At 74.0% G+C, this 12,353-nt stretch carries 13 protein-coding genes; 1 reads left to right on the forward strand and 12 read right to left on the reverse strand.

Annotated features, from left to right (window positions below; all coding sequences use genetic code 11):
• Positions 1–54: 54 nt before the first annotated feature.
• The 5 genes from ACFT55_RS14410 to clpS form a co-directional block, all read right to left on the reverse strand.
• Positions 55–447: a DUF3054 domain-containing protein gene (locus tag ACFT55_RS14410; RefSeq protein ID WP_380244525.1), complete on the reverse strand. Its 393-nt coding sequence runs from the start codon at positions 445–447 to the stop codon at positions 55–57.
• A 17-nt stretch (positions 448–464) separates the two neighbouring features.
• Entirely contained in the window at positions 465–1,271 is an 807-nt protein-coding gene (locus tag ACFT55_RS14415; RefSeq protein ID WP_380244526.1) for an MBL fold metallo-hydrolase, read from the reverse strand.
• Positions 1,268–2,071, reverse strand: coding sequence for a glutamate racemase (murI, locus tag ACFT55_RS14420; protein WP_380244527.1), 804 nt, complete (start codon positions 2,069–2,071; stop codon positions 1,268–1,270). Before murI ends, ACFT55_RS14415 begins: the two co-directional genes overlap by 4 nt.
• A 93-nt stretch (positions 2,072–2,164) precedes the next feature.
• Positions 2,165–2,917, reverse strand: coding sequence for a DUF2017 family protein (locus ACFT55_RS14425; protein ID WP_380244528.1), 753 nt, complete (start codon positions 2,915–2,917; stop codon positions 2,165–2,167).
• Entirely contained in the window at positions 2,914–3,228 is a 315-nt protein-coding gene (gene clpS, locus ACFT55_RS14430) for an ATP-dependent Clp protease adapter ClpS (RefSeq protein ID WP_380244536.1), read from the reverse strand. The genes ACFT55_RS14425 and clpS overlap by 4 nt, the downstream gene beginning before the upstream one ends.
• A gap of 119 nt (positions 3,229–3,347) precedes the next feature.
• Here clpS and ACFT55_RS14435 point away from each other — a divergent pair, with 119 nt between their 5' ends.
• Positions 3,348–4,853 carry a nicotinate phosphoribosyltransferase gene (locus ACFT55_RS14435; protein ID WP_380244529.1) on the forward strand — a complete coding sequence of 502 codons (1,506 nt, stop codon included), beginning with the start codon at positions 3,348–3,350 and terminating at the stop codon, positions 4,851–4,853.
• 43 nt (positions 4,854–4,896) lie between these two features.
• Here ACFT55_RS14435 and ACFT55_RS14440 read toward each other — a convergent pair whose 3' ends face one another.
• From ACFT55_RS14440 to ACFT55_RS14470, 7 genes are all read right to left on the reverse strand, one after another.
• A complete protein-coding gene (locus tag ACFT55_RS14440) occupies positions 4,897–6,678 on the reverse strand; it encodes a DEAD/DEAH box helicase (protein ID WP_380244537.1) in 1,782 nt (593 codons plus the stop codon).
• An 89-nt stretch (positions 6,679–6,767) separates the two neighbouring features.
• Positions 6,768–7,085, reverse strand: coding sequence for a DUF3039 domain-containing protein (locus ACFT55_RS14445; RefSeq protein WP_380244530.1), 318 nt, complete (start codon positions 7,083–7,085; stop codon positions 6,768–6,770).
• A gap of 74 nt (positions 7,086–7,159) precedes the next feature.
• On the reverse strand, positions 7,160–7,942 hold the full coding sequence (gene nagB / locus ACFT55_RS14450; RefSeq protein WP_380244531.1) for a glucosamine-6-phosphate deaminase: 783 nt from the start codon (positions 7,940–7,942) through the stop codon (positions 7,160–7,162).
• Between the two features lie 110 nt (positions 7,943–8,052).
• Entirely contained in the window at positions 8,053–9,402 is a 1,350-nt protein-coding gene (locus ACFT55_RS14455) for an extracellular solute-binding protein (RefSeq protein WP_380244532.1), read from the reverse strand.
• Complete coding sequence (locus tag ACFT55_RS14460) at positions 9,399–10,403, reverse strand: ROK family protein (RefSeq protein ID WP_380244533.1); 1,005 nt, start codon at positions 10,401–10,403, stop codon at positions 9,399–9,401. Before ACFT55_RS14460 ends, ACFT55_RS14455 begins: the two co-directional genes overlap by 4 nt.
• Position 10,404: 1 nt before the next feature.
• Positions 10,405–11,334: a carbohydrate ABC transporter permease gene (locus tag ACFT55_RS14465; protein ID WP_380244534.1), complete on the reverse strand. Its 930-nt coding sequence runs from the start codon at positions 11,332–11,334 to the stop codon at positions 10,405–10,407.
• A complete protein-coding gene (locus ACFT55_RS14470) occupies positions 11,331–12,296 on the reverse strand; it encodes a carbohydrate ABC transporter permease (RefSeq protein ID WP_380244535.1) in 966 nt (321 codons plus the stop codon). The genes ACFT55_RS14465 and ACFT55_RS14470 overlap by 4 nt, the downstream gene beginning before the upstream one ends.
• Positions 12,297–12,353: the final 57 nt, after the last annotated feature.

Here is a 12,353-nt window from a genome sequence, read left to right on the forward strand (position 1 = left end):
GGGCGAGAATTCGTGGTCGAATTCTCGCCCTTTCCGTACCCACAACGATCCGGGTCACCTGCGGCGGGCGACGAGCGCCGCGACGGCGCGCCAGCCCAGCATGGTCACGCCGAGGAACACGGTGGTGACGACCGCGAACGACACCTCGACGCCGCCCACGCCGAGCACGGGTCGCAGCGCGAGGCCCAGCACGACGGTGGCGCACCAGGCGACGACGCCGGCAGGCCACAGGCGCGCGGGAGCACGCCACGCGCGGGCCACGAGCCACCCGACGGCGAGACCCGCGACGAACGGCAGCCCCACCAGCGCGACGTGACCGAGGTCGCCGGACGTCGCGTGGCTGATCGTGCCCACCACGGTGAACACGACGACGCACACGAGGTCTCCGACGGCGGCGGGCCACACGGGCCGGGTCACGGGCACGACGGGGGCGGTCGGAGCACTCACGGGGCCGAGGCTACCCGTCACAGCTCGTGCACCCCGCCGGCCGTCGCGACCTCGACCGGGCCGTCGTAGGCCGACCGCGCCTCGGCGAGCGCGACCTCCGGCGCGTTCCACACCGGCAGGTGCGTGAGCAGCAGGCGGCCCACCCCCGCGCGGGCGGCGGCCTCCCCGGCCCGGCGGCCGGTGAGGTGGATGCCACGCTCGACGCCGTCGTCGCGGCCCTCCTGGAATGCCGCCTCCACGAGGAAGAGGTCGGCGCCGCGAGCGCCCTCGACGAGGCCGTCGCACGCGTCCGTGTCCCCCGAGTAGGCCAGGGTGGCCCGCTCGCCGGGTCGGAGGCTCGACGGACCGGTGACGCGGACGCCGTACGCCTCCACCGGGTGGTAGACCGTGAACGGCTCCAGCTCGAACGGGCCCACCCGCACGACGCTGCCGGGCTCCCAGGGCCGCACGTCGTACTCGCCGTCCATCGACTCGCCCGGCCCGAGCCCGTACATCGCCGCCGCACGCTCCGCGGTCCCGCTCGGGCCCAGCACCGGCAGGCGCCGGCCGGCGCCGCTGCGCACGCCGCCCCGCTCCGGGTGGTAGCGGAGGTACACGTACAGGCCGCAGAGGTCGGCGCAGTGGTCCGGGTGCAGGTGGGACAGGCCGACGGCGTCGACGTCGAGCGGGTCGACGTACCGCTGCAGCGCGCCCAGGCCGCCGTTGCCGAGGTCGAGCACCACGTTCCACTCCCGCTGCCCGTCGTGCGCCTGCAGCAGGTACGTGGACGCGGGCGACGCGGGGCCCGGGAACGAGCCGGCGACGCCGACGGTGACGAGCCTCATGCGGCCTCCACGAGGGACACCTCGGGCCCCAGGAACCGGCGGGCCAGCTTCTCGAACGGCTCCGGGACGCCCGTGGACAGGAAACGGTGCACCGGCGGCGGCGCGTCCACCGAGCGCTCGAGGTCGTGCTGCACGAGGTTGCGGTAGACGTCCTTCGCGGTCTCCTCGGCGCTGGAGACGAGGGTGACGTCCTCCCCCATCACGTACGACACGGCGCCCGCCAGCAGCGGGTAGTGCGTGCAGCCGAGGACGAGCGTGTCGACGCCCGCGGCCCGCACCGGGTCGAGGTAGCGGTGCGCGACCTCGAGCACCTCGGGGCCGGACGTCTGCCCGCGCTCCACGAGCGGCACGAAGTCCGGGCACGCCTGCGTGGTGATCTCCAGGCCGGGCGCCACGTGGAACGCGTCCTCGTAGGCCCGCGAGTCGATCGTCGCCTTGGTCCCGATCACGCCGATGCGGCCGGTCTTCGAGGCGAGGACGGCGCGCCGTGCGGCGGGCCGGATCACCTCGACGACGGGGATGCCGCGGCGCACCGTGTAGCGCTCGCGCGCGTCGGGCAGCGCGACGGCCGTGGCGGAGTTGCAGGCGATCACCAGCATCTTCACGCCCTCGTCGACCAGCCGGTCCATCACGGCGAGCGCCATCGCGCGCACGGCCGCGAGCGGCTTGGGCCCGTACGGGCTGTTGGCCGTGTCGCCCAGGTAGAGCACCTGCTCATGGGGCAGCTGGTCGAGGATGGAGCGTGCGACGGTGAGCCCGCCGACGCCGCTGTCGAAGATCCCGATGGGGGCGTCGTTCACGCCAGGCAGCCTAGTCGCGACGGGCGGTCAGAACCGCGGCAAGTGAGCGGCGACACGGCGTGGCGCCCGCCACAACAGGGCCGCGACCTGCGGTCATGGGGTCGCGCGCCCGGCCCTGAGGTCGGCGAGCATCTCCTCCACGAGCGACTCCTGCGCGAACCCCGCGGCCACGAAGACGCCGCCCCAGTAGCGCCGCTCCGCGCCGGACAGCCCGACCCGCTCCCAGCCGGCGACCTCGTCCCCGGCGTCCCCGTCGTCACCGGAGTCCCCGTCATCACCGGTGGCGCCCGCGTCGTCGCCGTCATCCGCATCGTCGCCGTCGTCGCCGTCCAGCCAGTCGTCGTCCTCGTCGACACCGGCGAGGACGTCGTCGTGCAGGGTCTCGACGTCCGCGTCGTCCACCAGGCCGAGCCGCTCGGCCAGCACCAGCCGCAGGTCGGTCAGCGCCCCCGCGAAGTCCTGCGCGGCCTCGCGCGCCACGACGATCTCCGCCGCCGCCCGCGGGTCGTCCGGCAGCTCGTCGGGCGCGTCCACGGCGTCGGCGAACGCGACCAGGCGCGCGACCTTCCCGGCTGCTAGGTCCGTCTGCGTGAGGTGGCGGAACTCGGACGCGACGTCCGCGTCCTCCTCGTGCGCGTCGGGGAGCAGCCGCTGCACGGCCGGGTCCTGCGGCACGCGCGCCACCCCGGTGAACGCGACGCCGTCGCCGACTTCGATCCCCGGCTCCAGGCCGGACTCCGCGCGCACCAGTTCCGCGACGTCGCGCGCGACACGCGCGAGCACCTCGCGCTCGACGTCGTCCCACCGCGCGACGTAGCCCGCCGGCGCGGACCGGAACGGCGTCACGCGACGCCCCCCTCGGACTCGCCCGACTGCCGCAGCGTGGCCCACAGCCCGAAGCCGTGCATCGCCTGCACGTCCACCTCCATGCGCTCGCGCGGTCCGGACGACACGACGGCCCGGCCGTCATGGTGCACCTGCATCATCAGCTTCTCCGCCCGCGCGGGCGGGTAGCCGAAGTAGCTCTCGAAGACGTAGCTCACGTACGACATGAGGTTCACCGGGTCGTTCCACACGATCGTGACCCACGGGTCGGCGACGGCCGTCGTCGCCTCCGCCTGCGTCTCGCGCTCCACCTCGGTCGCGACCGCCGTCACGCGCGTCGTCGTCTTCCCGTCCACCGTCTCACCCTAAGCACAGCCGAGGTGCGGGCGTCGACCGTCCGTCAGGCGGTCCCCGACAAGCCGGATGGGCGCGCGCGCCCTACCGTGTCCCCATGACCGACGAGCCCCGGGGCAGCGTCGCCCCGTCGCCCGACGCCGCGCCGCCCTCTGCCCCCCTGCACGGCCTCCTCGCCCTCCCCGCCACCGTGCCCGCCGCGCCCCTGCCCGCCCTCCGGCCCTCGGTGGCGCTGCTCACGGACCGCTACGAGCTGACGATGCTGCAGGCGGCGCTCGCGGACGGCACGGCGCACCGCCACTGCGTCTTCGAGGTGTTCACGCGCCGGCTCCCCGCGGGCCGCCGGTACGGCGTGCTCGCGGGCACCGGCCGGATCCTGGAGGCGCTCACGCACTTCCGCTTCGGGGACGCGGAGCTCACCTACCTCGAACGGGCCGGCGTCGTCGACGACCGCACCCTCGACTTCCTGCGCGGGTACCGTTTCACCGGGAGCATCCAGGGGTACGCCGAGGGCGAGGTCTTCTTCCCCGGCTCCCCCGTGCTGCAGGTCGAGGGCACCTTCGCCGAGGCCGTGCTCCTCGAGACGCTGATCCTGTCCATCCTCAACTACGACTCGGCGATCGCGTCCGCGGCGTCGCGCATGACGAGCGCGGCCGTGGACCGGCCCGTGCTCGAGATGGGGTCGCGGCGCGCCCACGAGCAGGCGGCCGTCGCTGCCGCGCGGTCCGCCGTGGTGGGCGGCTTCGCCGGCACGTCGAACCTCGAGGCGGGCATGCGGTACGGGCTCGACACGATCGGCACGGCCGCGCACGCGTTCACCCTGTTGCACGACGACGAGCGCTCGGCGTTCGACTCGCAGGTCGCGTCGCTCGGGTCCGGCACCACCCTGCTGGTCGACACCTACGACGTGCGGCGGGGCGTCGAGAACGCCGTCGCCGCGGGCGGCACCTCGCTGGGGGCCGTGCGCCTCGACTCCGGTGACCTCGGCGTCCTCGCGGTCGAGGTGCGGCGCCAGCTCGACGAGCTGGGCGCCACGGGCACCAAGATCGTCGTCACGTCCGACCTCGACGAGCACGCCATCGCCGGGCTGGCGGCCATGCCGGTGGACGTGTACGGCGTGGGGACGTCGCTGGTCACCGGTTCCGGCGCCCCGACGTGCGGCATGGTCTACAAGCTGGTGGCGCGCGCCGACGCCTCGGGAGTCCTGCAGCCGGTCGCGAAGGCGTCAGCGCTCAAGACGAGCCAGGGCGGGCGCAAGGGCGCCGCCCGGCGCTTCGGTCCGGACGGCCGCGCCGTCGCGGAGGTGCTCGTCACCGGGCCCGACGACCTCGTGGTGGCGTGGTCGCCCGAGGACGGGGCGTCGGCAGGCTCGGCATCGGCGGCATGGCCCGACGAGACGGACGACGGCGCACGCCCGGACCTGCGCAGCCTGCTCGTCCCCCTCGTCGTGGACGGCGCCGTCGACTCCCGGTGGGTGGGCGCCTACGGCGTCCAGAACGCCGCCCGGCACCACCTGCAGGCCCGCGCGGAGCTGCCGCGCGGCGGTCGGCGCCTGTCGGCCGGCGACCCGGCGATCCCCACCGTGGACCTCGTCCTCTCCTGACCGGGCGGACGGAGGTCGGCGGCGGCCGGGACGGCCCGGTCCGCTACTTCTTGCCGACGAACCAGCCCCGCACCATCTCGACGCGCGCGGCGAGCTGCTCGGCGGTCGCCAGCGGCACCTCGGGACCGCCGCAGCGCCGGCGCAGCTCGTTGTGCACCGAACCGTGCGGGGTGCTGGACTTGCGCGCCCACGCCGAGACGAGCTTGGACAGCTCCTTGCGCAGGTCGGCGGCCCGTCGGTGCTCGGCCTCCGACTGCTCCAGCGCGGCCTCCGACGACGTGGCGCCGCCGCGGCCGCGCACCTGCTGCGCCTGCCGCTGCCGCAGCAGCGTGGTCACCTGGTCGGCCTCCAGCAGGCCCGGCAGCCCGAGGAAGTCGAGCTCCTCGGCCGACCCGACGTCGGCCCCCGTGCCGAACTCGCCGCCGTCGAACAGCACCCGGTCGAAGGAGGCCTGCGCCTCCAGCGCCTCGAACGAGCCCAGGAGCTCCCCCGACGCCTTCTCCTCCCGGTTCGCCGCCGCGAGCAGCTCGGCCTCGGGGTCGTACTCGATGCCCTGCTCCTCGGCCGTCTTCGGACGGTCCAGCGCGTGGTCCCGCTCGATCTCCATGCCGTTGGCCAGCTCGAGCAGCAGCGGCACGCTCGGCAGGAACACGGACGCCGTCTCGCCGCGCTTGCGCGCGCGGACGAAGCGTCCGACGGCCTGCGCAAAGAACAGCGGGGTCGAGGTGCTCGTGGCGTAGACCCCGACGGCGAGCCGCGGCACGTCCACGCCCTCCGACACCATGCGCACGGCCACCATCCACCGGGAGGTGCCCTGGGCGAACTCGTCGATACGGGCGCTCGCGCCGTCGTCGTCGGACAGCACGACCGTGGGGCTCTGCCCCGTGAGCCGGGCCAGGTGGCCCGCGTACGCGCGCGCGTCGGTCTGGTCGGTGGCGATGACGAGCCCACCGGCGTCCGGGACGACGCGGCGCATCTCCGTGAGCCGCTTGTCCGCCCCCGCGAGGACCGACGGGATCCACTCGCCGTTCGGGTCCAGCGCCGTGCGCCAGGCCTGGGCGTGCATGTCCTTCGTCATCGCCTCGCCGAGCCGGGCGCTGACCTCGTCGCCGGCCTTCGTGCGCCAGCGCATGTTGCCGGAGTACGTCATGAACAGCACGGGGCGCACGACGTGGTCGCGCAGGGCGTCGCCGTACCCGTACGTGTAGTCCGCCTTGGACCGGCGGATGCCCTCGCGGTCCTCCTCGTACGTGACGAACGGGATCGGTGCGGTGTCGGAGCGGAACGGCGTGCCCGTCAGCGCGAGGCGCTTCGTGGCGTCCTCGAACGCCTCCCGGACCGCCTCGCCCCAGCTCAGGGCGTCGCCGCCGTGGTGCACCTCGTCGAGGATGACGAGCGTGCGGGCGGCCTCCGTGCGGGCGCGGTGCAGGGCCGGCTTCGCCGCGACCTGCGCGTAGGTGAGGGCGACGCCGTCGTAGTGCGAGCCGTGCCGGCCCTGGCTGTTCTTGAACGACGGGTCGATCCGGATGCCGACGCGCGCGGCGGCGTCGGCCCACTGGTGCTTCAGGTGCTCGGTGGGCGCGACGACGGTCACGCGGCGGACGATGCCGGCCTCCAGCAGCTCGGTCGCCACGCGCAGCGCGAACGTCGTCTTGCCCGCACCGGGCGTCGCGACCGCGAGGAAGTCACGCGGGTCGCGCCGGCGGTACAGCTCGAGCGCCTCGGCCTGCCAGGCACGCAGGTTGGACGCCGTGCCCCACGGCGCACGACGCGGGAACGCCGGGCTGAGGTGGGACGCCGCCGACGAGGACGGCGACTGCGGCAGGGGCTTCGCCGCGGGCTCGTCCGCCGCGGCGAAGAGGTCGAAACCGTCGGGGTCGGGGGTGGGCTCGGGCTCGTTCAGCGGCTGCGCGCTCACTTGCCGGAGTCGCCCTCGCCGCCCTCGCCGTCCTGAGGGTCGCGAAGACCGTCGTAGATCTCCTTGCAGACCGGGCAGACCGGGAACTTCGACGGGTCGCGGCCGGGCACCCACACCTTGCCGCAGAGCGCGATCACGGGCTTGCCCGACAGGGCGGACTCCATGATCTTCTCCTTGCGCACGTAGTGCGCGAAGCGCTCGTGGTCGCCCGGCTCCGCCGCCTGCTCGCGGGTGTCCGGACGCTCCAGCACGCTCGTGCCGGCCCCGGTGTCCTGCGAGGGGTCGGCGGGCGGGGTGGAGAGGGGATCGCTCATGCCGGGAAGTCTACGACGCACCCCCCGACGCTCCCGTGCCACGACCGCCCCCGCGCCGCGGATCCGGGTACGGATCACAGACCCTGCCAGCCGGGCTTGGACGCGAACGTCTGGCGGTAGTAGTCGCCGAGCTGCAGGCGGGAGGCCGCCGCGTCGTCGACCAGCACGGTGGCGTGCGGGTGCATCTGCATGACCGTGCCGGGCCACATCGCGGAGATCGGGCCCTCGACGAGCTGGTGCACCGCCTCGGCCTTGCCGCGGCCGGTCGCCAGCAGCACGAGGTGGCGGGCCTCCATGATCGTGCCCAGCCCCTGGGTGAGGCAGTGGGTGGGGACCTGCTCGACGTCGTCGTCGAAGAACCGGGCGTTGTCCACGCGCGTCTGGTGCGTGAGCGTCTTGATGCGGGTGCGCGACGCGAGGGAGGACCCCGGCTCGTTGAACGCGATGTGCCCGTCCGTGCCGATCCCGAGGATCTGCAGGTCGACGCCTCCCGCGTCCTTGATCGCCTGCTCGTACGCGGCGCAGGCCGCAGGCAGGTCCTCGGCCAGCCCGTCCGGCCCGAGCACCTGGTCCGCCGGCCACTCGACGCGGGACGCGATCTCCGTCTCGATGACGTTGCGGTACCGCTGCGGGTGCTCCGCGGGCAGGCCCACGTACTCGTCGAGCATGAAGCCGCGGGCCTGCTCGAACGAGAGCCCTTCCTCGCGGTGCCGCCGCGCGAGCTCGTCGTACACCTTGAGCGGGCTCGACCCGGTCGCCAGCCCCAGGACGGTGGCCGGGTCACGGCGCAGCAGGGTCTCGATCGCGTCGGCCGCGTGCACGGCAAGCTCTTCGGCGGGGGCGATCACGACTTCCATGCGGCTCTCCAGTCTCTCGTGCGGCCCGGCGGGCGGGCCGTCCTCGCGTCCGCGGGCGCCCCGGGGCGCCCTCGGCATCACATCATGTCGCGCGCCCGGCCGGGCGACGCTCAGTCCTGCGGTGCCGGCGCGGGCGCCGGCGAGTTGAGCATGGGCGTGAGGCGGGCGTCGAACTCCCGTGCCAGCGCCGCGACGTCGCCGCCGTCCGCGATCCGGCCGAACAGCTCCTCGTACACGCCCTCCTCCTCGATCGACGCCCAGCCGGGCGCCGCCGGGGTGAGCTTCGAGGCGGCGGCCGTCCGCACGAGGGCGCGACCGAACTTGTCGCCCTTCATGACCTCCTGGGCGTCGGAATTTGCCGGCCCGAGGCCGCTGCGGGCCAGGCGGGTCTGGAACTCGTCGGAGAAGACGACCCGCAGCACGTCCTCCGCCAGGTCGGGGCTGGGCGACGTGGCGGACACCGCGATGTTCGACCCGCCGGCGAACACGGGGGCCAGGCCGCCGTCCACCCCCGGCAGGGCGAAGATGTCGAACGTCGAGGCGTCCTTCATGCCGTCGCGCACCAGCTCGCCGTCGTCGTTGCGCACCAGCCCGCCGATGGACCACCGCGCCCACGCCGGCGCCATGATGGTGGCCGCCGCGGGCGGCGCGTCCTCGACGCCGTCGTTGAGGAAGTCCCAGTAGGAGACGTCCTTCTCCGTGGACGGCAGGTACGACGCCTCGCGGTACACGTCCTGCCACATCTCGAGACCCTCGACCGACTTGGCGTCGGACAGGGTCGAGACCCAGTCGTCGCCGTCCTTGACGGCGAGCTCGCCGCCCGTGGCGAACACCCAGGAGATGCCGTTGCGCCAGTCCTGGCCGCCCATCGCGAAGCCGGCGTGGTCGTCGTCGGTGAGCGCCTTGACGGTCTCGCCGAACTCGGCCAGGGTCTCCGGCTTGTCGTACCCGGCGGCCCGCCACACGTCCTTGCGGTAGAAGACGTAGCGCGAGCCGAAGTAGTACGGCAACGCGTAGTGCCGGCCGTCGACCGACCCCGCCTCGACGAAGGACGGCAGCAGCTTCGCGCCGCCGAGCTCCTCGTAGAGCTCCGGGGAGATCTCCCGGAACGCGCCGGACGTGGTGAACGTCGGCGACTGGGTGTTGCCGATCTCGACGACGTCCGGCGTCGTGGCCGGGTCGCCGAGCGCCTCCGTGAGGTTCGCGACGAGGTCGCCCCACTCCTGCTGCTCGATGGTCAGCGTGGCGCCGGGGTGCTCGTCCTCGAACGCGGTCACGAGGTACTCGCGGAGCTCGGGCGTCGTGTCCGTGCCGACGAGCCACATCGTGAGGTCCGTGTCCGGGGCCGCGTCCTTCGGGTCGTCGCCGATCGCGGAGCACCCGGTCAGGGCGAGGGCCACCACCCCGGCGACCAGGACCGACGGCCCGACGCCGATTCCGAGAGACGGGCGGCGCGTCACGACGCCATCCCCCCGGCGACCGGCCGGCCGGTCGCCGTCCGCCCGGCGACGTCGCGGCCCACCACCGCCGCGCCCACGGCGCCCACGGGCACGTGGCCCGGGGCGAGGGTGACGCGGTCGGCGAGGTGCAGCGAGGTGAGGAAGCCCGACGCCCGGGACTCGCGCGCGAGGGCGTCCCGGACGACGTCGAGCAGCGGCTGGCCCAGCTGGGCCACGCCGCCGCCGAGGACCACCCGGGGGACGTCGACCGTCAGGACGAGCATGCGCACCGCCGCGGCGACGGCCGACGCGTACGCGTCGCGGGCCTCGAGCGCCCCGGGGACCCCCTGCTCGGCCGCCTCGAAGAGCTCGACGGGCGCAGGACGCCCGGTGCTCGCGGGCCACAGGCGTGCCACGGCCGTGCCGGAGGCATAGAGCTCGAGGCAGCCCCGCTGCCCGCAGGGGCACACCGGGCCGGTGGGGTCGACGGGCACGTGCCCGATCTCGCCCGCCGCGCCGCCGACGCCCCGTCGCAGCGCGCCGTCCAGGACGAGCCCGGCCGCGAGCCCCGTGCCGAGGGCCAGGAACGCCAGGTCGACGCGCGAGCGGGACGTGCCCGTGGCGGCGGCCTCGAGGTGCGCCGCTCCGAGGGCCGCGACGTTGAGGTCGTTCTCCAGTCCGACAGGCAGGCCGCCGAGCTCGGCGCCGAGCAGCTGGGCGAGCGCGAGCGGCGCGGCGTCCACGCCGAGGTTGACGGCGTGGCGGACCGTGCCGGCGTCCGGGTCCACGAGACCCGGGACGCCCACACCCACCCCGGCGAGGTCGGCGACGCCGACGCCGGCCTGCAGCGCCACCTCGCGGGCGGCGCGGGCCGCGCCCGCCACCACGCCGCGCGGGCCGCGCTCGGTGGCCAGACGCGCCTGCGCCACGGTGGCGCCCTCGGCGTCGAGCAGGACGGCCAGCGTCTTCGTGCCGCCGATGTCGAGCCCGACGGTGGGCCCGGCGCTCAGGGTTGCGTCCACGTCAGCCCTTCACCGCCCCGGAGACCAGGCCGGACGTCATCCGCCCCTGGACGAAGAGGAAGAAGATGATCACCGGCACCGCGATGAGCGTCGAGGCCGCCATGACCTCGGCCCAGTCGATGCCGCGGTTGACCGACGCGGACAGGAAGCTGCGCAGCCAGATCGGCAGCGTCTGGCGGTCCTCGGCGGGCAGCAGCACCAGGGCGGTGGTGAACTCGTTCCACGCCTGCAGGAACGCGTACACCCCCGACGCGACGAGGCCGGGTGCCAGCAGCGGGAACGTGATCCGCAGGAACGCCTTGGTGCGCGACAGCCCGTCGACCATGGCCGCCTCCTCGAGCTCCGCCGGGATGCCCGCGACGAAGCCGCGCAGCATCCAGATGGTGAAGGGCACCAGCATCGCGGTGTAGAGGATCGAGATGCCGAGCACAGAGTTGAGGCCGAGCACGGGCGCGCTCTCCCCCACCGTCGAGAGCATCTTGTACTGCGCGATGAACAGGCCTTCGGCGGGCAGCATCTGGATGAACAGCACGGCCAGCACGAAGCTGGTGCGCCCGCGGAAGCGCCAGCGGCTGATGGCGAGCGCGGCGAGGAACGCGAAGGCCAGCACGAGGACGATGGTCACCGCGGTGATCATCAGGCTCATCCGCAGCGCCCCGCCGAAGCCGGAGTCCGTGACGACGCTCGTGAAGTTCGACAGCGTGAAGTGCGTGGGCAGGAAGCTCGGCGTGCTGGACTGGAGGCGGGCGTTCGGCGTGACCGCCGACAGCAGCATCCAGTAGACGGGGAACACCCAGACCAGCGACACCACGATCCCCAGCACACCCAGGAGCACCTTGCCGGGGCGCAGCCGCGGGCGTCGGGGCGCGGGGCGCTGGGGCCGCGCCTCCACCGCGACGGGGCGCGGGGCGGTCTCGGTCGCGGCGGTCATGCGGCGTCCTCCTTCATGAGGCTGCGCACGTACGGCGCGGACAGCAGCACCGTGAGCAGCAGGACGAAGATCGAGACGGCGGCGGCGCCCGAGAAGTCCTGGCTGCCGATGCCGAGCTCGTAGATGAAGTTGCCCAGCAGGTTGGTCTCGGAGACCGGGGCGCCGGCGTCCTGGAGCAGGCGGATCTGCGCGAAGACGCGCAGGTCCCAGATGATCTGCAGGAGCAGCACGATGGCGAGCACCGGACGGACCAGCGGCAGCAGGATGTGCCGCAGGATCTGCGCCGGGCGGGCGCCGTCCAGCCGCGCGGCCTCGAGGACCTCCTCGGAGACCTGCGTCAGACCGGCGTACAGCGACATCGCGACGAACGGGACGGACATCCACACGATGACGAGGGTCGCGACGAAGAAGAACGTCAGCGGCTGGGCGAGCCAGGCGTAGCCCTGGTACTGGTCGAGGCCGATCTGCACGAGCAGCCAGTTGACGACGCCGGAGCGGTAGTCGAAGAGCCACCGGAACACGGTCACGGCCGCCACGAGCGGCGTCGCCCAGGCCAGCAGGAGCACGACCTGCAGGGTGAGGCGCACGGCGGTGTGGACCGCCTTCATCAGCAGCGCCAGGCCGAGCCCGATCGCCACGGTGAGGAACGCGTTGACCAGGCAGAAGACGATCGAGCGCCCGACGACGGCCCAGAGCCGGTCGTCGGAGAAGATCCGGGCGTAGTTGTCCAGCCCCGCGAACGTGGGCGGCGCGCCGAACTGCTGCATCATGCCGTACTGCTGCAGCGAGGTCACGACCTGCCAGTACACGGGGTACCCCAGGCCGACCAGGAGGATCAGCACGGCGGGGATCAGCAGGAGGTAAGGGGTGGCCGGCGTGCGCCGGCGGCGGATCGCGATGGCGGACGCGGGCGGCGGCGAGGTGGTCGGCGCCATCGGCCCGGTGGGCGTCGTGGTGGTCATGCGGTCCTCCTTCCCGGGGTCGTGGGTGACGGGCGGAGCGGCGCCGGTCGCGAGAAC

The sequence above is a fragment of the Isoptericola sp. NPDC057191 genome (genome assembly GCF_042670225.1).
Classification (GTDB): Bacteria; Actinomycetota; Actinomycetes; order Actinomycetales; family Cellulomonadaceae; genus Isoptericola.